At 68.5% G+C, this 19,769-nt stretch carries 19 protein-coding genes and 2 pseudogenes; 14 read left to right on the top strand and 7 right to left on the bottom strand.

Features of this window, described 5'->3' with window-relative positions; all coding sequences use genetic code 11:
* From AC1DY5_RS11675 to AC1DY5_RS11665, 3 genes and pseudogenes are all read right to left on the bottom strand, one after another.
* A pseudogene (locus AC1DY5_RS11675) lies at nucleotides 1–285 on the bottom strand (ABC transporter permease); the annotation flags it as partial.
* On the bottom strand, nucleotides 282–2,051 hold the full coding sequence (locus AC1DY5_RS11670) for an ATP-binding cassette domain-containing protein (protein WP_478111446.1): 1,770 nt from the start codon (nucleotides 2,049–2,051) through the stop codon (nucleotides 282–284). The pseudogene AC1DY5_RS11675 and the gene AC1DY5_RS11670, both read right to left, overlap by 4 nt.
* Complete coding sequence (locus tag AC1DY5_RS11665) at nucleotides 2,051–3,076, bottom strand: HlyD family secretion protein (protein WP_478111445.1); 1,026 nt, start codon at nucleotides 3,074–3,076, stop codon at nucleotides 2,051–2,053. Before AC1DY5_RS11665 ends, AC1DY5_RS11670 begins: the two co-directional genes overlap by 1 nt.
* Before the next feature lie 244 nt (nucleotides 3,077–3,320).
* Here AC1DY5_RS11665 and AC1DY5_RS11660 point away from each other — a divergent pair, with 244 nt between their 5' ends.
* From AC1DY5_RS11660 to AC1DY5_RS11625, 8 genes are read left to right on the top strand one after another with little or no spacing between them, the layout of a single operon-like run.
* Nucleotides 3,321–3,668: a Zn-ribbon domain-containing OB-fold protein gene (locus AC1DY5_RS11660; protein ID WP_478111444.1), complete on the top strand. Its 348-nt coding sequence runs from the start codon at nucleotides 3,321–3,323 to the stop codon at nucleotides 3,666–3,668.
* Nucleotides 3,669–3,691: 23 nt separating this feature from the next.
* Nucleotides 3,692–4,837: a thiolase family protein gene (locus tag AC1DY5_RS11655; RefSeq protein WP_478111443.1), complete on the top strand. Its 1,146-nt coding sequence runs from the start codon at nucleotides 3,692–3,694 to the stop codon at nucleotides 4,835–4,837.
* 1 nt (nucleotide 4,838) lies between these two features.
* A complete protein-coding gene (locus tag AC1DY5_RS11650; protein WP_478111442.1) occupies nucleotides 4,839–5,603 on the top strand; it encodes an SDR family oxidoreductase in 765 nt (254 codons plus the stop codon).
* 10 nt (nucleotides 5,604–5,613) lie between these two features.
* Entirely contained in the window at nucleotides 5,614–6,417 is an 804-nt protein-coding gene (locus AC1DY5_RS11645) for an enoyl-CoA hydratase/isomerase family protein (protein WP_478111441.1), read from the top strand.
* Between the two features lie 39 nt (nucleotides 6,418–6,456).
* Entirely contained in the window at nucleotides 6,457–7,452 is a 996-nt protein-coding gene (locus AC1DY5_RS11640) for a Bug family tripartite tricarboxylate transporter substrate binding protein (protein ID WP_478111440.1), read from the top strand.
* On the top strand, nucleotides 7,449–7,865 hold the full coding sequence (locus AC1DY5_RS11635) for a PaaI family thioesterase (RefSeq protein ID WP_478111439.1): 417 nt from the start codon (nucleotides 7,449–7,451) through the stop codon (nucleotides 7,863–7,865). The genes AC1DY5_RS11640 and AC1DY5_RS11635 overlap by 4 nt, the downstream gene beginning before the upstream one ends.
* A gap of 1 nt (nucleotide 7,866) precedes the next feature.
* The gene (locus AC1DY5_RS11630) at nucleotides 7,867–9,090 is read left to right on the top strand and encodes a CaiB/BaiF CoA transferase family protein (RefSeq protein ID WP_478111438.1); all 1,224 of its coding nucleotides are present in this window, start codon (nucleotides 7,867–7,869) and stop codon (nucleotides 9,088–9,090) included.
* A complete protein-coding gene (locus AC1DY5_RS11625; protein WP_478111437.1) occupies nucleotides 9,087–9,767 on the top strand; it encodes a nitroreductase in 681 nt (226 codons plus the stop codon). The genes AC1DY5_RS11630 and AC1DY5_RS11625 overlap by 4 nt, the downstream gene beginning before the upstream one ends.
* On the opposite strand, the gene gcvA is transcribed toward AC1DY5_RS11625, so the two are convergent.
* Together gcvA and AC1DY5_RS11615 are read right to left on the bottom strand one after the other, a co-directional pair.
* Nucleotides 9,754–10,671: a transcriptional regulator GcvA gene (gene gcvA / locus AC1DY5_RS11620; protein ID WP_478111436.1), complete on the bottom strand. Its 918-nt coding sequence runs from the start codon at nucleotides 10,669–10,671 to the stop codon at nucleotides 9,754–9,756. The genes AC1DY5_RS11625 and gcvA overlap by 14 nt on opposite strands.
* Before the next feature lie 68 nt (nucleotides 10,672–10,739).
* Nucleotides 10,740–11,504, bottom strand: coding sequence for an IclR family transcriptional regulator (locus AC1DY5_RS11615; RefSeq protein ID WP_478111435.1), 765 nt, complete (start codon nucleotides 11,502–11,504; stop codon nucleotides 10,740–10,742).
* A 145-nt stretch (nucleotides 11,505–11,649) separates the two neighbouring features.
* Here AC1DY5_RS11615 and AC1DY5_RS11610 point away from each other — a divergent pair, with 145 nt between their 5' ends.
* The 4 genes from AC1DY5_RS11610 to AC1DY5_RS11595 are packed head-to-tail and all read left to right on the top strand — an operon-like array spanning nucleotide 11,650 to nucleotide 16,135.
* On the top strand, nucleotides 11,650–12,657 hold the full coding sequence (locus AC1DY5_RS11610) for a Rieske 2Fe-2S domain-containing protein (RefSeq protein WP_478111434.1): 1,008 nt from the start codon (nucleotides 11,650–11,652) through the stop codon (nucleotides 12,655–12,657).
* A gap of 43 nt (nucleotides 12,658–12,700) precedes the next feature.
* On the top strand, nucleotides 12,701–13,690 hold the full coding sequence (locus AC1DY5_RS11605) for a Bug family tripartite tricarboxylate transporter substrate binding protein (protein WP_478111433.1): 990 nt from the start codon (nucleotides 12,701–12,703) through the stop codon (nucleotides 13,688–13,690).
* Nucleotides 13,691–13,697: 7 nt separating this feature from the next.
* Nucleotides 13,698–15,182, top strand: coding sequence for an NAD-dependent succinate-semialdehyde dehydrogenase (locus AC1DY5_RS11600; protein ID WP_478111432.1), 1,485 nt, complete (start codon nucleotides 13,698–13,700; stop codon nucleotides 15,180–15,182).
* Nucleotides 15,179–16,135 carry a PDR/VanB family oxidoreductase gene (locus AC1DY5_RS11595; RefSeq protein ID WP_478111431.1) on the top strand — a complete coding sequence of 319 codons (957 nt, stop codon included), beginning with the start codon at nucleotides 15,179–15,181 and terminating at the stop codon, nucleotides 16,133–16,135. Before AC1DY5_RS11600 ends, AC1DY5_RS11595 begins: the two co-directional genes overlap by 4 nt.
* Nucleotides 16,136–16,157: 22 nt before the next feature.
* Here the strand turns inward: AC1DY5_RS11595 and AC1DY5_RS11590 are convergent, their stop codons facing one another.
* Together AC1DY5_RS11590 and AC1DY5_RS11585 are read right to left on the bottom strand one after the other, a co-directional pair.
* Entirely contained in the window at nucleotides 16,158–17,015 is an 858-nt protein-coding gene (locus AC1DY5_RS11590) for a LysR family transcriptional regulator (RefSeq protein WP_478111430.1), read from the bottom strand.
* 109 nt (nucleotides 17,016–17,124) lie between these two features.
* Entirely contained in the window at nucleotides 17,125–18,147 is a 1,023-nt protein-coding gene (locus AC1DY5_RS11585) for a glycosyltransferase family 2 protein (protein ID WP_478111429.1), read from the bottom strand.
* Nucleotides 18,148–18,505: 358 nt separating this feature from the next.
* On the opposite strand from AC1DY5_RS11585, the gene AC1DY5_RS11580 reads away from it, so the two are divergent.
* Nucleotides 18,506–19,078 carry a hypothetical protein gene (locus tag AC1DY5_RS11580; protein ID WP_478111428.1) on the top strand — a complete coding sequence of 191 codons (573 nt, stop codon included), beginning with the start codon at nucleotides 18,506–18,508 and terminating at the stop codon, nucleotides 19,076–19,078.
* 217 nt (nucleotides 19,079–19,295) lie between these two features.
* Nucleotides 19,296–19,769, top strand: a pseudogene (locus tag AC1DY5_RS11575) (hypothetical protein); the annotation flags it as partial.

The raw sequence follows: 19,769 nt of genomic DNA, 5'->3' as shown, positions 1-19,769 counted from the left end.
CATCGAGCCCAGCATGATCGGCGAGATGTACGGCGTGAGCTGGAGGCCGGAGACGGCCTGCACGGCGGTGGGCGAGCTGTCTTCGAGCACCACGGCCATCGGCGCGTTCTTGACGTCGAGCGAGAGCCCATAGCCGAAGATCAGGATCAGGATGATCGGCAGCAGGATGCCGATCGCGAGGCTGCTCGGGTCGCGCACCAACTGCCGCGTCTCCTTGCGCGTGAGCGCGATCAGCCGTTGCCAGAAGCGGCCGTGGCCGGCGGATGGCTGGGCGGGCGCGGTCATAGGGAGGCCCTCGCGGCGTCGCGGGCCTGCGTCACGATGTCGATGAAGGCCTCCTCCATGCTGAGCCGGCTGTCCGCTGCGCTACCCGCCTGCACGCGCACCTGCTGCGGCGTGCCGATGGCGAGCAGCTTGCCGGCGTCCTGGATCACGATGCGGTCGCAGTATTCCGCCTCTTCCATGAAGTGCGTGGTGATGATCACCGTCACGCCGGCCTCGGCCAGCGCCGTGATGCGGCGCCAGAACTCGCGCCGCGCCAGCGGGTCGGTGCCGCTCGTGGGCTCGTCGAGAAAGAGGATCTCCGGTTCGTGCAGCAGGCCGGTCGCCATCGCGAGGCGCTGCTTGAAGCCGCCGGGCAGCTGCCCGCTGGTCACATGCTCCTGGCCGAGCAGGTCGAACTGCTGCAGCACCGTCTGCATGCGCTCGCGAAGCCGCTGTCCGCGCAGGCCGTAAGCCCCGCCGAAGAACTGCAGGTTCTCGGCGACGGTGAGGTTGCCGTAGAGCGCGAATTTCTGCGAGACGTAGCCGATCCGGCCGCGTGCCTGGGCGCGCGCGGTGCGCAGGTTCATGCCGGCCACCTGCAGAAAGCCGCTGCTGGCCGGCAGCAGTCCGCAGAGCATCCGAAAGGTGGTGGTCTTGCCGGCGCCGTTGGGGCCGAGCAGGCCGAAGATCTCGCCGCGCCGCACGTCGAAGCTGGTGCTCGCGACGGCGGTGAAGTCGCCGAACTTGCGCACCAGGTCCTTCACCTGGATGACGACCTCCTGCCTGTCGGCGGTGGGCGATGGCGTTTCCGCTGCCGTGCGTGTATGCGCAGTTGCGGTCTTGTGCCGTGCGCGCAGCAGCACCATGAAGCCGTCCTCCAGGCGAGCCGGCACCGGCTCCGCCGGCGCACCGTCGAGCAGGGCGCCGACGGCTGCGGCATCGGCGTCGGGCCGGCGGATGAAGCGCACTTCACCGCCTCGCGGCACGGCATCGATGATCGATGCGGGCGCATCGAGCAGGCGCGCCTGCAAGGTCCGCGGCGCCGTGCCGCGAGGCGGCGTCGTGACGAAGCAGAGGCCCTTCGCATGGGCGCGCAGCTGCGCGGGCTTGCCTTGGGCGATTAGCCTGCCGCCCTGCAGCACGAACACCTGCGCGCAGCGTTCGGCCTCGTCGAGGTAGGCGGTGCTGACGATCACGGAGAGGTGCTCGTCATCGACCAGTTGCTGCACGATTTCCCAGAGTTCGCGCCGCGACAGCGGGTCGACGCCGACCGTCGGCTCGTCGAGCAGCAGCAGTTCCGGCGAGCGCACCAGCGTGCAGGCCAGCCCCAGCTTCTGCTTCATGCCGCCCGAGAGCTTGCCGGCCAGCCGCGAGGTGAAGCAGCCCAGGTCGGTCATGGCCATCAGCCGTGCATAGCGCTCGCGCCGGGTCGCCTTGTCGACGCCATGCAGGTCGGCGTAGAGGTCGAGGTTCTCCTGCACGCTCAGGTCCTCGTAGAGGCCGAAGCGCTGCGGCATGTAGCTGATGCGGTCCTGCACTGCCTGCGGACGGCTCGCCACGTCGATGCCGAGCACCTCGAGATGTCCCTGGTCGGCGTGCATCAGGCCGGCTGCGAGCCGCAGCAGCGTGGTCTTGCCCGAGCCGTCGGGCCCGACCAGCGCCGCCAGCGTGCCGGCCGGAACCTCGAGGGACACATCGTCGAGCGCGAGCGTGCCCTCGGTGGAGCCTTTCGGGGCGAAGCGCTTGTGCAGGCCTCGTCCGACCAGCGCCGGCGCCGAGGAGTACATCAGCGTGCGCTCCCGGCGGGGCCCGCGTCGCCATCGAGCGCCAGCCGAACCGTCACCGGCATGCCGAGCCGCAGGCGGTCGACGGGGTCGTCGGCCAGCACCCGGATCTCGTAGACCAGGCTGCTGCGCAGCTGCTCGGTCTGCACGATCTTGGGCGTGAACTCGGCCACCGAGGAGATATAGCCAACCTTGCCCGCGAGCGTCTCGCCCGGATGGCTGTCGGTCGTCAGCGTGGCGGCCATGCCGGGCCTGACGCGGCCGAGGTCGGACTCGGCGACGTAGGCCCGCACCCACTTGGGATCGGTGATCGCCAGCGCGAACACTGGGCGCTGCGGCGAGGCCATGTCGCCAGGCTCCAGCAGCCGCGTCCGGACCACCGCGTCGATCGGCGCGATGAGCCGGGCTTCCTGCAGCTGGTGCCGGAGCACTGCAAGCGCCGCCTTCGCGACGTCGAGCTGCGCCTGGGCCTGGGCGATGTCTTCCTTGCGCGGACCGGCGACCACCAGCTGCTGGGCCTTGCGGGCGTTGTCGAGCTGGGCCTCGGCCACCTTGCGGCGCGCCTGTGCGGCGTCGAGGTCCTGCTGGCTCACCGCCCGGCCGGCGGTGGTCTGGCGGATGCCCTGCAGCCGCTCGAGCTGCTGGCGGGCCAACTCGGCGTCGGCCTGTGCGGCGGCGACCTGGGCCCGCGACTGCGCCACCTCCTCGGGCCGGCTGCCGGCCTTGAGCCGCTGTAGCGCCTGGGCCTGGCCGGCGATCTGGGCCTCGGCCTGCGCCGCCTGCAACTGGAGGGCGCGGGTGTCGAGTTCGCCGAGCACCTGTCCGGCCTTCACGCGGTCGCCTTCCTGGACCTCGAGCCTGGCGATCCGATCGCTGCCGTTGAAGGCCAGCGACACCTGACGCAGGTCGACATTGCCGTAGAGCACCAGCTGGTACGCATCGGCGGGCTGGCGGTTCAGGTACCAGGCCGCGAAGGCGACCGCCGCAACGAGGACGATCGCGCCGGCAAGGAGGGGTTTCTTGTTCATGGCTGCTCTCGCGCGCCCGATGAGGGCACAGCATTCTGTACGGGTGACGGTGGAATGATATCAAATTGAAATTCAAATTCAAATTGTACGACGCAGGAGAGCGTGCCGCTTCGCGCCAGCTTTCGGTTGACGTTTTCTCAACTGAAAGGGCCGAAAAAGTCGTTTGTCGGGAGGGCGGCCGGCGGCAACCATTGCGACACGCGCCGCCAAGGCGCCATCCGATCCGCAACTCAAGGAGACCGACATGTCAGCCCAAGCCTATCCACTCTGGCGTACCGACCGCGCGCTGCTCGCCTCGCGCGACCGCAGCACCGACGAATGGGTGTTCCCCGCCGTGCCCGATGCCTCGCCGCTGGCCGCGCGCCACGAGACCGTCGCGGTCGAGGGCGAGGGCGTGGTCTACAGCTTCACCGTCATCCACCCGAGCGCGAAGAGCGGCCAGGCGCCGTACGCGCTGGGCTACGTGGACTTCGCCGGCCCGGTGCGGATCTTCGGCCGCCTGCAGGGCCGGGAACAGCCGGCCATCGGTGACCGCTACCGGCCGCGTCCGGACCCCGACTACGGCTACGTCTTCGAGGCCGTCGCGGCCTGAACCCGGGATCGAGGAACACACTCATGCGAGACATCTACATCACCGGCGGCGCCATGACCCCCTTCGGCCGCCACGCCGGCGTGCTCGCCCCCGAGCTCGCGCAGCAGGCCATCCTGCGCGCCATGGACGACGCCGGCGTGACGCCGCGCGACATCCAGGCCATCTACTGCGCGAACGTGCTGGGCGGGATGATCCTCGGCCAGTTGGTCGTGCGCGACCTGGGCTTCAAGGGCATTCCGGTCTACAACGTGGAGAACGCCTGCGCCAGCGGCGCGACCGGGGTGCACCTGGCGCGGCATGCGCTGCTTGCGCAGCAGTACGAGACGGTGCTGGTCTTCGGCATCGAGCAGCTCACCGCGCTCGGCGGCGGAACGATCCCGCTGCAGCGCAACGACCACAAGACCGAGCTGTACGCGAAGGCCGGCATGGTGCTGCCCGYGGTCTATGCGATGCGCGGCACCCGCTTCCTGCACGAGCGCGGCGCGAGCCGCGCCGACCTGGCCGCCATCGCGGTCAAGAACCGCCGCAACGGCGCCCTCAACGAGTACGCGCAACAGCGCACCGAGACCACGCTGGAGGAGGTGCTGGCCTCGCGCATGATCGCCGACCCGTTGACGCTGCTGCAGTGCTGCCCCTCGCAGGTCGACGGTGCGGCGGCGGTGGTGGTGAGCAGTCGGCGCCCGGCGCAGCCGCGGCCGGTGAGGGTGCTGTCCTCGGTGGTCGTCTCGGGCCTTCGCGAAGAGGCGGACGACGACATCCTCGACGCCGAGATCACCGCCCGCGCCGCCCGCCAGGCCTATGAGCAGGCCGGCGTCGGTCCGCAGGATGTGGACGTGGTGGAACTGCACGACGCCTTCACCATCGCCGAGTTGCTGTACTACGAGGCCCTCGGACTGGCGCCGCGCGGCGAGGCGGTGTCGCTGCTGAAGTCCGGTGCCACGCAACTGGGCGGCCGGGTGCCGGTCAATCCGAGCGGCGGCCTGCTGGCCAAGGGCCATCCGCTGGGCGCCACGGGCGTGGCCCAGATGGTGGAAGTGATGTGGCACCTGCAGGATCGCGCGGGTGCGCGGCAGGTTGCCGATGCGGCGATCGGGCTCACCCAATGCACCGGCGGCGGCATCGCCGGCGTCGATCACGCGGCCTCGTCCGTCCACCTGCTGGGAGTTTGAAATGAATACCGCACGCTTCGACACAACCCAGGTCGCCGCCGTCACCGGCGCGGCCCGCGGCATCGGCCTGGGCATCGCCGCCGGCCTGGCGCGGCAGGGCCTCACCGTGGCGCTGCTCGACCGCGACGGCGCGGCGCTCAACTCGGCTGTCGGCGCGCTGGGCGCCGAAGGCCTCAAGGTCATCGGCGCCACCGTTGACCTCACCGACTCGGCCGCGGTCAATGCGGCCTTCGCCGGCATCGTGGCGCGCACGGGCCGCGTCGACCACCTGGTGAACAACGCCGGCGCGGTGCGCGACATGCGCTTCCTCAAGATGAGCGACGAGGACTGGGACCTGGTGATCGACACCAACCTGCGCTCCCAGTTTTTGTGCTGCCGCGCCGCGCTGCCGGGCATGGTGGAACGCGGCTTCGGCCGGATCGTCAACATCTCCTCGCGCGCCTGGCTGGGCGGCTTCGGCCAGGCCAACTACTCGGCCGCCAAGGGCGGCGTGGTGAGCCTCACGCGCTCGCTGGCGATCGAGTTCGCGGCCAAGGGCATCACGGTCAATGCGGTGGCGCCCGGCATCGTGGACACGCCGTTGTTCCGCAACTTCACCGGGGACGTCCAGGCGCGGCTGCAGAAGTCGGTGCCGACGCAGCGCATCGGCACGGCGGAGGACATCGCCAACGCGGTAGCCTTCTTCCTCGATCCGCTGTCCTCGTACGTGACGGGGCAGACCCTGTACGTGTGTGGCGGGCGCAGCCTCTCGTCGCCCAGCGTCTGAGGAGCGCGACATGAGCGTACGCATGGACATCGACGGCCCCGTCGCCGTCCTCACCATCGACCGGCCCGAGGCCCTCAATGCACTGGACGTGGCCGCGCTGCGCGCGCTGCGCGAGCACCTGGGGGAGGTGCGGGACCGCGACGATCTGCGGGTGGCGATCCTCACCGGCGCCGGCGGGCGGGCCTTCTGCGCGGGCGCCGACCTCAAGGGTACGCAGAGCTCGCCGGCCAGCTATCCGGAGGCGCTGTTCCAGGCACCGGGGCGCGCCGTCGACCTGGGCTTGTACATCCGACTGATGGACCTGGCCGACCTCGGCCTGTGGAAGCCGCTGATCGCCGCGGTCAACGGGCACTGCCTGGGCGCGGGGCTGGAGATCGCGCTGCAGTGCGACCTGCGGCTCGCCTCGCTCGAGGCCAGCTTCGGCCTGCCCGAGGCAAGGGTGGGATCCATCCCGGCGGTCTCGGGCCTTCACCGGCTGCTCAAGGCCGTGCCCTCGGCCCACGCGATGCAGATGGTGCTGACCGGCGAGCGCATCGATGYCCAGGAGGCGCGGCGCATCGGCCTGGTCAGCGAAGCCGTCGAGGCCGGCGCCTTGCTCGACCGCGCGATGGCGATCGCCTCGCGCATCGCCGCCAACGCGCCGCTCGCGGTGCAGGCGGTCAAGAAACTGTCGCGCCAGACCGGCCACCTCGGCGAAGCCGATGCCCAGCAGCTGACCGAGCTGTACTGGGGCGTGCTGCGGGACACCGCGGACCGCCTGGAAGGCCGCAAGGCCTTCGCGGAAAAGCGCACCCCGAATTACATCGGCCGCTGATCACGAACCCGACACAACCCAACACATCAGGAGACTTCCATGCGACTTCCCACCTTCTTCGCCCGCGCCGGCCTGCTCGGCGCCCTGGCGGCATCGCTCTTCGGCCCGGCGGTACCCGCCCTCGCGCAGCCGGCCTTCCCCGCGCAGAAGCCGATCACGCTGGTGGTGCCCTTCGCGCCCGGCGGCGGCAACGACCTGCTGGCGCGCGCCATCGCGCCGAAGATGTCGCAGATCCTCGGCCAGACCCTGCTCGTCGACAACAAGCCCGGCGCTGGCGGCAACCTTGGCACCGATTTCGTCGCCCATGCGCCGGCCGATGGCTACACGGTGGTCATCGCATCGAGCCAGGTGACGATGAACCCCTACCTTGGCATCAAGGTGCCGTTTCGCATCGAACGCGACTTCGAGCCGGTGGGGCTGATCGCCTCGGTGCCGATCGTTCTGGTGGCGAACAACGACCAGCCCTACAAGACGCTCAAAGAGTTCATCGACTACAGCCGCGAGCACCCCGGCAAGCTGAGCTACAGCAGCCCCGGCAACGGCACGCCGCAGCATCTGGCCGGCGAGGTCTTCGCCAAGCTCAACAAGACCGAGCTGCTGCACGTCCCCTACCGCGGCACGGCCCCGTCGATCAACGACCTGCTCGGCGGCCAGGTGCAGATCTCGTTCGCGACCTACGCATCGGCGGCGCAGCACGTGCAGGCCGGCAAGCTGCGGGCGCTGGGCATCGCGGGACAGAAGCGCTCGGCGCTGATGCCCACGCTGCCGACCTTCGCGGAAGCGGGCGTGAAGGGCTACGAGGCGGGGCTCTGGTACAGCCTGCTGGCGCCGGCGAAGACGCCCCGCCCGGTGGTCGACAAGCTCAACGCGGCCCTGGTCGCGGCGCTGAAGTCGACCGAGGTGGCGGAGCAGCTGAGCCGGCAGGGCTTCGAGACGCAGGCCTCCACCCCCGAGGAGCTCAAGGCCTACATCGCGCGGGAGATGGCGCGCTGGGAGAAGGTCATCAACGACAACGGCATCAAGGTGTCGCTGTGAACGCGCCCGCCACGCTGCCCATGGACAATCCGCTGCTCGAAGACCTGGGCATCCGTCTGGCGAGCATCGGCCCCGGCCGCTGCACCTTCGAGCTCGACGTGGCTCCCCGGCACCTCAATCGCCAGGGCAGCCTGCAGGGCGGGGTGACGGCCACGCTGCTCGACGCGGCCTGCGGCTACGCGGGCCTTCACGACGGCACGCGCGGCGGCGCACTCGGCCATGCGGTGACGGTGATGTTGACCATCAGCTACATCGGCAGGGTCGACAGCGGTCGGCTGAGCGCCATCGGCTCGGTGACGAAGTCGGGGCGCAACCTGTATTTCGCGTCCGCGGAGCTGGTGGCCGGGTCCGGCGAGCTGGTGGCGACGGCGCAGGGGACCTTCAAGCGGTTCCGTTCCCGGCAGGAGATTTGACATGTTGCGCGATGCACTGGACGGCCTGACGGTCGTCGACTTCACGCAGATCGGCGCCGGGCCGACCTGCACCATGCTGCTGGCCGACATGGGCGCCCGCGTGCTGAAGGTGGAGGCGCCGGGCGGCGAGCTGGGCCGCGGCCTCGGTCCGGGCTGGATCGGCGACGACAGCGCGCTTTTCCATGGCTTCAACCGCAACAAGCTGGGCGTCTCGCTGGACCTCAAGTCGCCCGAGGGCCTGGCCGTCGCGCGTCGCCTTGTGGCCGGCGCCGACATCGTGGTCGAGAGCATGCGACCCGGCGTGATGGCGCGGCTGGGCCTGGGCCACGAGGCGCTGGCGGCGGCGCATCCGGGCCTGATCTACTGCTCGATTTCCGCCTACGGACAGGAGGGCCCGTACGCCGATCGCGCGGGCGTGGACGGCATCGTCCAGGCCGACTCGGGCCTGATGAGCCTGATCGGCCTGCCCGGCGGCGGGCCCTGCAAGGTGCAGGCGCCGGTGGTCGACGTGATGACCGGCTACGTGGCCTGCATGGGCATCCTGGCCAAGCTGGCGCAGCGCGCACGCGACGGGCAAGGCGGTCATCTGGACGTCAACCTGTTGAACTCGGCGCTGGCGCTGCAGCAGTCTTCGATCACCAGCTACTTCGCGGACGGCGAACTGCCCGTGCGCGCCGGCAGCGCGGCTCCGTACTCGGCGCCCAACCAGGCCTTCGAGACGCGCGACGGGTGGATCATGGTCGCGGCCTACATGCCCGATCGCTGGAAGCGGCTGTGCGGCCTGCTGGGGCTCGAGCACCTGGCCGACGATCTGCGCTTCGCCACCTCGCCGCTGCGGGTGGCGAACCGGGCGCAACTGGTCGCGCTGCTGACGGCGGTTTTCCGCACGCGCTCCACAGCGCAGTGGCTGCCCGCGCTGAAGGACGCCGACATCCTGTGCGCGCCGGTGGCGAGCTACGAGGACGTGGCGCGGCATCCGCAGGTGGCGGCCAACCGGATGATCGCGCAGCTGCGACATCCGAGCCTCGGCACCCTCCGCATGCCGGGCTTTCCGATCAACAGCACCCAGGAGAACACGCGGGTGTCGACCCCGGCGCCGGCCTGCGGCGAGCACACACGCGCGGTGCTGCTCGCCATGGGCTATGCAGATGACGAGGTGGCCGCGCTGAGCGCCACCGGCGCAATCCATTGCGGCGACGCCCGGCTCGAACCGGAGATTTCATGAATACGCCTGATGCCTGCGCCGCACTGCATGCCAGGCGCAGCGTGCGCGGCTTCATGCCGATGCCGGTGGACCGTGCGATCGTCGAGGCCATTCTTCAGGACGCCGCGCGCAGCCCCAGCGCCTCGAACACCCAGCCCTGGCGGGTCTACGTGTGTGCGGGCGAGCCGCGCGAGCGGCTGTGCGCCGAGCTGATGGCCCTGCATTCGGCCGGCGGCGGCGGGCACCGGGAGGAGTACCTGTACTACCCGCCGGTCTGGCGCGAGCCCTACCTCTCGCGGCGGCGCGAGGTGGGCAAGGCGCTGTATGGTTTGCTGGGGATTCGCAAGGGCGACGAGGCCGGCATGGCACGCCAGTACGCGCGCAACTACGAGTTCTTCGGCGCGCCGGTGGGCCTGTTCTTCACCATCGAGCGCGACCACGGGCAGGCCGCCTGGCTCGACCTAGGCATGTTCCTGCACGCGCTGATGGTGGCCGCTGTCGCCCACGGTCTCGCCACCTGCGCGCAGCAGGCCTTCGCGCGCTACCACCGGGTGATACGGGCGAGCCTGGACATTCCCGAGCACGAGATCGTGGTGTGCGGCATGTCCCTGGGCCACCCGGATCCGGACGCGCCTGCCAATCGCCTGGCGACGCGCCGCGAGCCGGTGGGAGCCTTCGCCCGCTTCATCGGCGGTTGATCCGCTGGACCTGCGGCTGCGTGAACTGCGAGAGCAGCCACTGGCGGAAGGTGGCCATGCTCGCACTCTCCTTGCGGTCCGACGGCGTGAGCAGGTAGTAGGTGAAGTCGCCCATGTCGACCGTCTGCTTGAAGGGTGCCACCAGCCTGCCGGAGGCCAGGTCACCCTCCACCAGGAAGCGTTGCGCGATGGCCAGGCCCTGCCCCTCGATGGCAGCCGCGTAGGCCATGGCCGAACTCTGGTAGGTCATGCCGCTTCGCGCATCGACCTGGGTGGCGACGCGCGCCGCCTCCAGCCAGTAGCCCCAGTCGTCGGGGCGGGCGATCGAATGCAGTAGCGTCCGGTGACGCAGGTCGGCGGGCTTTCGGATCTTCGGGCCGGTCGCGAGCAGGGTGGGACTGCACACCGGCAGCAGCACGTTGGGCACCAGCCGGTGCACGTTCATGCCGCTCCACTTGCCGTCGCCGAGGCGGATCGCGCCATCGATGTCCTCCTTGCGGAAGTCGACCGGATCGAGCGAGGCCGTGAGCAGCACCTCGATGCCCGGGTTGGCCGCGTGGAAGCTGGACAGCCGCGGTATGAGCCAGCGCATCGCGAAGGTGGTGTAGGCGCGCACCTTGAGCTGCTTGCGCCGCGAGCGCCGAGTTAGGCGCAGGGTGGCTTCGCGCAGGGCCTCGATGGCCTTGGTCACCGCGCGGTAGTAGTCCTCGCCCTGCTGCGTGAGCGAGATCTGCCGATGGCCACGGTGCAGCAGTTGCACGCGCAGCAAGTCCTCCAGCATGCGGATCTGCCGGCTGACTGCGCCTGGCGTGACGTGCAGCTCTTCGGCCGCGACCGTGATGCTCAGGTGGCGAGCCGCCGCTTCGAAGGCGCGCAGGGCGTTGAGGGGTGGCAGGGGATCCATCGGCGGGAGAATGCCACGTGTGGGGCAGCAAAGCCCGGAGTTCGACCATGCGAATGGGCTTTGAAATCCTATGAAACCCGTCGCGCTGCCTCTTCGAGCGCCCGCAGGAAGGTCGCCTTCCAGGCGCGGAATGTTTCGATCCGCGTGCCGAGCGTGATCCCCATGTGCGGCTGGCCCGGGATGACCGGTAGCAGCACCGCGAGGTTCGCGAACCCACGCCGGGGATAGTCGACGCTCTCCGCCCACCCCTGCGCACGGCTGCGGCGAACTTCGTCGACCAGTTCAGTGACGTCGACACGGTCCTCGGCAGCGCCGGCCTCCGCGTTGGCCCGCCGTGCCAGGCGCTGCACTTCGCGGTCGCTCTCGCGGGTGAGGAGCATCTTCCCGACCGCCGAGCGGCATACCGGTCGCATCACGCCCACCGGAAAGTGCAGGGCATTCGGATGATTGCTGCGCAACGACAGGATGAAGCGAACGTGGATGCCCTGCCGCAGTCCGACGAGCACCGCTTGCCCGGTGCGCAACCTGAGCTCTTCCATGTTCGACAACAGGCTGCCGCGGCCGAACAGCTCGTCGTGCATCCAGGTTCCGAGCAGCATGACGCGCAGTGTGGGCAGGTATTCGCGCGTAAGCGCGTCCTGCTGGAGATAACCCAGCGACTCCAGGCTGCGAAGCAGCATCGATGCACTCGACTGCGGATAGTCCAGTGCGCCCGCAACCTCGGACACGGTGGCGGGCTTGTGTCGAGCGGCGAAGAACTCGAGCACCTCGAGCACGCGTCGTGCGGATTTGACGGTGGCGGCGCCGGCTTCGGTTTGGGGTGCTCTCGACATCGCATCGATGATGGTCGGCCGCCCTGGCGCACTGCTTAGGACAAACCCTGGCGCATGCATCACATATGTGAATTGGTCTTCGCCTCTCCAAACCTACATTCATCCGACCCCCTGCAATGGGCTGAATTTCAAGGAGATGGCAATCATGTTTCCCCGCAACTGCTGGTACGTCGCCGCCATGGCGCATGAAGTGACGGACGCGCTCTTTCCACGCACACTGCTCGACGAGCCCGTGCTGCTGTTTCGCCGCCGGGACGGCAGCGCAGCCGCCATCGAGGACCGTTGCAGCCACCGGCGGGTGTCGCTTCATCTCGGCAAGCGGGTCGGCGACCACGTGCAGTGCGGCTACCACGGACTCGAGTTCGACGGCAGCGGCCAGTGCGTGCGCATCCCCAACCAGGAGCGCATTCCGCCCAAGGCCTGTATCCGCAGCTACCCGCTCGTCGAGCGCGATGGCTTCCTGTGGATCTGGATGGGCGACAAGGAGCTCGCGCCGCGTGAGCCCGTGCCCGATTTCTCGGAGATCTGTTCGTCGCCCCGATACGTGGGTCGCCGGTCGAACGCGCTGCGCATCGAGGCGCCCTATACCTACAACCTCGAGAATGTGATGGACCTGTCCCACGTGAGCTATGTGCACGAGAAGACGGTCGGTACCCGAGAGGTCGCGGAAACCAAGCCGAAGACGGCGGTGCAGCCGGGCCAGGTCGAGGTGCGTCGCGAATGGGATCGCACCGACGCACCGCCCATCTTCAAGCGCCTGTTCGGCTGGGACGTCATCAAGCGCAGCCAGACCATCCGCTTCTGGCCTGGCGCCAACATCCAGCTCGACATCACTTCCGAGCCCCTGGGCAATACCGATCCGGCGCAGGTCCGGAATGTCCGCGTCGTCGGTCCGTGCACGCCCGAGACCGAGGGAACGCATCTCAAGTTCTCCACCATGTACCGCGACTTCGCGCTCGACGACAACGAGATCACCGAGCGCCTGGCCGAGGCGTTCCACCTGACTTTGCTCGAAGACAAGGTGCTGATGGAAAACCAGTGGCGCAACGTCGTTGCCGACGGGCCGGAAGCGCGCATGGTCGACATCGCCGTCGATCAGGCGCCGCTCGCCACTCGACGCATCCTGCTGAGACTGGCCGAATCCGAGCGGTAGGCGAAGAGAGACGCCTGCCCTCGATCAAGAAGAGACACACCCCATGATCAATCGATTCATCGTCCGGATGGCGAGTCTGGCCAGCGGGCTCGCGCTCGCCGTCTGGCTCGTGCCTGCCGTCCACGCCGACCCCGCCGCCTTCCCGCGCAAACCCGTGACCATCATCGTGCCCTATCCGGCCGGTGGCTCGGCCGACGCGCTGATCCGACCGATCGCGGAAAAGCTTTCGCATGCCTGGGGCCAGCCGGTGCTTGTCGACAACCGCACCGGCGCCAACGGCATCATCGCCACGCAGGCCGTGATGCGCGCCGAGCCTGATGGCCACACGATCCTGTTGCACCTCACTGGCTTCATCCAGAACGCGAGCCTGTACAAGAAGATTCCCTACGACCCGTTCAAGGACCTGATCGCCGTCACGCAGATCGGCACCCAGCCGATGGGCTTGGCGGTGGGGCCGGACAGTCCGTACGCGTCGGTGGGTGCGCTCGCGGCCGGGCTCAAGGCGCGGCCCGCCGATCTCAGCTACGGCTCGTTCGGCACCGGCTCCACCGGCCATGTCTTCGGCGAACTGCTCAAGTACAACGCGGGAGTCCAGATGCCGCACGTGCCCTACCGCGGCGAAGGGCCGATGCTGATCGACCTGATCTCGGGGCGCGTCACGCTGGGCTTCGTCTCGTCGGCCACGGCCGCCGCGCGCATGAAGGACAAGTCGCTCAGGATCCTCGCCGTCACCGGCCCGCATCGTCTGCCTTCGATGCCGCAAGTGCCCACGCTCACCGAGGCCGGCATGAAGGGCTACGACCTGGTCGGCTGGTACGGCTTCTTTCTGCCCAAGGGCACGCCCGCGAGTGTCGTGGAGAAGATCTCCGCCGACACCCGCGCCGCACTGGCCCAGCCCGACATCGTGGCGCGCATGCGCGAACTCGAGATCGAGCCCACTGGCAACTCGCCCGCCGAATTCGCGAAGCTGCTGCGCAGCGACTACGCGAAGTGGGACGGCCTCATCAAGCAATTCAAGATCGAACTGGAATGATCACGCCATGCTGACCCGCACTCTTTCGCGCTTGAGCCTGCGAGACCCGCAACTCCTCCGTACCCAGGCCCACATCGCGGGCCAATGGGTCGATGCCGACGATGGCGAAGGCCTCGACGTCGTCGATCCGGCGAGCGGTGCGGTGCTGGCCGCCGTGCCTGACATGGGGGCTGCCGAGGCGGCGCGTGCCATCGACGCCGCGCAAGCCGCGTTCCCGGCATGGCGGGCCTTGCCGGCCGCCGAGCGCGGCAAGCTGCTACGCCGCTGGAACGACCTGGTCGTGCAACACGCCGATGACCTCGCACGCATCCTGACGGCCGAGCAAGGCAAGCCACTCGAAGACGCGCGGGCCGAGGTCGCCTACGCGGCATCCTTCATCGACTGGTACGCGGAAGAAGCGCGCCGGGTGTATGGCGAAGTCATCCCTGGCCCGGCGAACGACCGTCGGGTCATCGTGCTGAAGGAGCCCGTCGGGGTCTGCGCAGCAATCACGCCCTGGAACTTTCCCTATGCGATGGTCACGCGCAAGGCGGCGGCCGCGCTGGCGTCAGGTTGCACCATGGTGCTGAAGCCGGCGGAGCAAACGCCGTTGTGCGCTCTTGCGCTCATGGAACTCGCGGTTCGTGCGGGTCTTCCGGCAGGTGTCCTCAACGTCGTCACCGGAGACCCGGTGGCGATCGGAGGCGTGCTGACCGCGAGCCCGGTCGTTCGAAAGCTGAGCTTCACCGGATCCACGGAAGTGGGTCGGCTGCTGATGAGACAGTCGGCGGACACCGTGAAGAAGCTGTCCCTCGAACTCGGCGGGAACGCGCCCTTCATCGTCTTCGAGGATGCCGATCTCGACGCAGCAGTCGACGGGCTCATGGTCGCGAAGTTCCGCAATGCAGGCCAGGCCTGCATCGCCGCCAACCGCGTCTATGTCCATGGCAAGGTCTACGAGACTTTTGCGGCCAAGCTTGCGCGGGCCGTGTCGTCTCTGAAGGTCGCCGAAGGCACTGAACCGGGCTCGCAGATCGGCCCGCTGATCGACGCGCAGGGCCTGGCCAAGGTCGAGGGCCATGTGGCCGATGCCCTCGCTCAAGGCGCCCGGATCCTCACGGGCGGCAGGCGCCATGTGCTCGGCGGCAACTACTACGAGCCCACGGTGCTCGCCGACGCCCACTCTGGCATGCGGGTAGCGCGCGAGGAAACCTTCGGTCCCGTGGCGCCGCTGTTCAGATTCGATGCGGACGATGGAGCCGTCACCGAAGCCAACAGCCTGGAGTTCGGCCTGGGCGCGTACATCTACAGCCGCGACCACGCACGCATCTGGCGCACGATCGACGCGCTCGAAACCGGCATGGTCGGAGTCAACAGCGGGCTCATTTCCACGGCCGTCGCGCCGTTCGGCGGCGTCAAGCAGTCGGGCATCGGGCGGGAAGGCTCGCACCATGGAATCGACGAATACCTGGTCGTCAAGTACGTCTGCCTGGGCGGACTCTCCGCTCGATGAGCGTCATGGAGGTCAGGCTGCATGCCATCCGTTTCGAGGCGAGGGGCATCCACGCGTTCGAGCTGCGGCCGATGGACGGGGACTCATTGCCTGCCTTCACGGCCGGGTCGCACATCGATCTGCACCTGCCCAACGGTTGCATCCGGAGCTACTCGCTTTCGAATCCGCCATCGGAGCGACACCGCTACGTCATCGGCGTCAACAAGGCTCCGGACAGTCGCGGCGCCTCGAAGTACGTCCACGAGAAGCTGCAGGTCGGCAGCACGCTGGGCATCGGCGCGCCGCGCAACGACTTCGCGTTGCACAAAGAGGCCGCGCACTCGGTGTTCATCGCTGGCGGCATCGGTATCACGCCACTGCGCTCGATGATTAGCCGGCTCGAGGAGCTCGGTCGATCGTGGGAGCTGTTCTATGGCTGCCGCGACCGCGGCGCCGCAGCCTTCGTGGAAGAACTGCAGACCTTGGGCGAGCGTCGAGGGGCGAAGCTTCACTTCAGCTTCGACCAGGCGCCGGGTGGTCAAAGAATGAACCTCGGCGAGATCGTGAGGCAGGCCCGCGGCGATGCGCATCTCTATTGCTGTGGCCCGCTGCCCATGCTCACGGCGTTCGAAGAGGCGAGCGCCGCGTTGGAGCGGCATCGCGTCCATGTCGAGTACTTCCGTTCGAAGGAAGCACCGGTGGTGGCCGGCGGCTTCGAGGTCGAGCTGACCAGGTCGAAACGCATCATCGTGGTCGCACCGGGCCAGACCATCCTCGATGCCTTGCTGGCCGAAGGCATCGACGCGCCATACGCATGCATGGAAGGCGTTTGTGGCTCTTGCGAGACCCGGGTGCTTCGGGGCATGCCAGACCATCATGACCTCGTGCTGTCCAGCGACGAGCGCGAGGCCAACGACCGCATGATGATCTGCTGCTCGGGCTCCCTGCGTGACTGCCTGGTCCTGGATCTCTAGTCTAGAAGCCAGGCGAGGTGGCTCAGTTCGCCAGGCGCTCGATCAGCAGGTCGAGCAGCACCTGCAGCCTTGCCTGGCGTCGCATGTCGCGGTGATAGCCCAGCCAGGTGTCGCGGTTCGGCGGCTCTTCACCGAGGTCGACCCGCTCCAGTTGGGCGGTCGAATCACCGAGTGGTCGAGGCAGCACGGCCAAGCCTACGCCCAGTGCGCACATCCTCGCCTGAACGTCGCGGTTGTTGCTTCGTGCACTCACCGTGGCGTGGGGGAGGATTCCTTTCAGCCAGAGCGCATCGGGCATGGCCCCGGAGGCCATGTCCATCGTGACGAGGGACGTGCCCGCGCCGTCGCCCGCGGTCGGGTGCCTGGCGCCCGTCCTGATGTAGGCCGCGTAGGGGATGGTCATCAATCGACGGGAAACGACCTCCGCATCGTCGAAGGGGTAGACCCGAAACACCAGGTCCGCCTCACGCCGCTGGAGGCTGTAGGCCCTCGCGCTCGTGATCAGTTCGATCACCACGCTGGGCTGGTGCGCCGCATACTCGGCCAGCACCGGCGTGAGCATGAGTTCGCCGAACCAGTGAGACGACGAGAGGCGGATCACGCCTTCGAGATCCGGGTCCTTGCCCGACATCTCACGCTGAAGTGCAAGCGTCTCGGCCTCGATTCGCTCCGCCCGGGGCAGGACCGCGGCGCCTTCGTCGGTGAGGATGAAGCCCTCGTCCGTTCGATGAAAGAGCGGCTGCCCGATGGCATCCTCGAGCGCACGGAGCCTTCGTCCCACCGTGGGTTGGCTCTGTCCGAGCTGGCGCGCAGCGGCGCCCAGCGAGCCCTCCTTCGCAATGGCCAGAAAGATCCGCAGGTCGCTCCATTCCATGCGCATCGTGTCATTGTGAATGCACTGCCGACGAATGCGCTCGCCGTTACAGGGCAATCTTGTAAGTGACCCGAAGGCTACTTGCCGATGTCGCCGCTGGCCTACCTGGATGGACTCAGGACCTGCCGATCAGTTTTCTCAGGCGCACCTTCAGCGGACTGCTGCCGAAGATGAGTCGCGAATACGAGGCGAACATGCCGCGCGGAAGCACCGCGCCGCCGTAGTAGTAGATGCGATTCTGCGGGGCGGCATGGCGGGTGTCGGGGTGGCGCAGCACCTTCCACAGCAGCCGAAAATCCTTTCCGGCGCCGGAGAGCCAGCGTTCCAGGAAGGTCAGCCAGAGGTAGCCGCCCTGATCGTCGAGCGGCCGCCAGATCCGCGCGGTTCCCGGCTTGGTCTTCTCGAGTTGGTTACGCAGCCAGGCATCGACTCGCTCTGCGCGCTTGCGCGTGGCGCGGATGTTGTCGATGGACACCATCGAGCTGGCCGTCGCGGATGCGCCGTGCACGCGGTACCGGGTCAGCGGCTCGCCGATCCAGGCTGCCGGACTCCGGAGCGTGGCGGCGGCGATGAGCTGCATGTCCTGGTACATGAGGCGGTCCGTGTCGAGCTTGCCGATCGCCTGCAGAAGCTCTCGGCGGAAAGCAAGGGTCGACGTCAGCGAGTGCACGGGACTGATCGCTGCGTCGATCGCCTCGGGCGCGAGCCATCCCTCGGGACCGCCCCCGTTTGCGTAGTAAGGCGCCTGGCCGAGATCGGGGTGCCCTTCGGAGAAACGCCTCATGCGATGGTGCACCCAGCCTGGCAGCAGGCCGTCCACGCGCCGGCGCAGGGCGGCGAGCACCTTCTCGAGACGCTCGGGCTCGATCGCGTCGTCGGCGTCGAGCAGCAGCACCACGTCACCCGAACAGGCGGCGAGCGCCGCATTCGTCGCGCTGCAGATTCCGCCGTTCGGCTGGTGAATGGGCCGCACCTGCGGCGACCGCGCGGCGTAGGCGTCCAGCACCCGTTGGGTCTGGTCGGTGGAGCCGTCGTTGACGACGACGATCTGGTCCGGGCGATGGCTCTGGGCGAGGCAGCTGTCGAGGCATTCGCCGAGAAAGCGGCCGTAGTTGAAACAGATGATCGCAATGCTCACGCGCGGAGATTCTGGCAGGTCCGTGAGCTCGAGAGGCTCAATTGGAAGGCGTTCGCAGGTAGCAGGCATGGCTGAATTCCCAATAAGATCGGGTGAAGCGCCGGCTGCAGCATGGGGGCCAGGACATGCTCCTTTTGTAGGCCGATTTCCCGAAATTGCCGCGCATCCGTCGGTCGGCCGGAGTTCTTCGCCGTCCTTCGGATTGGCGGGAAATTGCGTGAACTATGTCAAGTTTGTCGCGATAACTTCCTGCCCCCGGGACGATCGGTCCTCCGGCGCTCTTAAAGTCGGACCGAAAGGCAACAGCGTTCGGAACGCGCCGGGGAATGGGCCTCGGGCGCGACCGGCGACGTCCTTCATGACATTCAAGAAACTCCGGATCACCGGGCCCGGGGCTGCCCCCTACCAGCTCGGCCAGCCCATGCATGTTTACGACGCCAACATTCTGCTCGGGACGCTGGACCCCGTGCCGGTTGCCAACGGGGGCACCGAAATCCACATCGAGCATTTCGAGCCGACCCGGGTCGTGCGCGAGGAGCAGCGGCACCTCGGGCGGTTGGTGTTTCTCGAGATCTGCGCCTTCATCTCGGAAAATTTCCACCAGGTGCAGGCCATCAGCTTCGCCTTCACGCGCGAAGTGAGCGTGCTGGGCGGCGGCGTCCAGCAGGCGGCCGCGCGCGTCGAGACGATGGACAGCATCGGCGCCGTCAACCTCCAGATCCGGCCCAAGGCGGACGCGCTGCCCGGGCAGTTCGTGGTTTCGGGCCTCTGGCTCTACAGCGAATCCAGCGTGGCGGCGCTGCGCGGGGTGCTTGAGGAACAGCGTGCGCTCTATCGCGCGCGGCCGATCACCGTCGGCGTCGCCGACAAGCCCGGCGTGCGTGCGGCGCTGCGGCGGCTGGTTTCGCGGCGCAAGGGCGCATCGCCCTGAGCTTATCGCGCGCCAGGGCAGGCCCGCCCCAACCCCCGGCGCAGCAGATCACCCCGACCTTGGCGCGGTCGCGAAGCGGATTTCGCCTGCCGCGGGGCAGAGCGGCAGCAGACGAAGCGCGCTTCGCAAGGACCCGCGCCAGACGCCCAGAAAGCGGCACTTTCCGGCTGGCACGGCCTATGCGGAAGCAAGCCCAGTTCTGCCAGAAAGGCCGACCATGAACCGGATGCTGCTGGGCTACAGCCCTGACTTCGATCTCTTCGACGATGCCGATGCCGCGGGGCCCGTGACGGGCCGCGCCAGCCGCAAGGCCGTGGTGTTCGACACCGAGTCCGCGGGCCTTGCCGCCGAGCTGCTCAACGCGGCCGGCGGGCCGCACCTCGGCGCGACTCTCGGGCGCATGGTGCGCGCCCATGCGAGGCCCGGTGCAGTCGACCCGGCGGCCATCGAACTCGTCGCTCTGCTGCGCACCGCGGCCCGGCAGTCGCTGCCGCTGGTGGCCGGTGCGACCGCGCGGCAGGCCGGCACGACCTACAAGCGCATGGGCCGCTTCTTCGGCATCGAGCTCGAAGGACTGACGCCCGAAGACCAGGAATTCGAGCTGGCCCRCCGCTTCGCGCAGCTGACCCGGGAAGCCGCGCAGCAGCTCGCCAGGGCGCCCGCCGGCCTGCCGCCGGCCGCCGCCGCGCGC

It is taken from the genome of Variovorax sp. P4_D9, from assembly GCF_056401695.1.
Note: the sequence above shows the minus strand (reverse complement) of the source record. Positions and strands in the feature narration are given on the sequence as shown.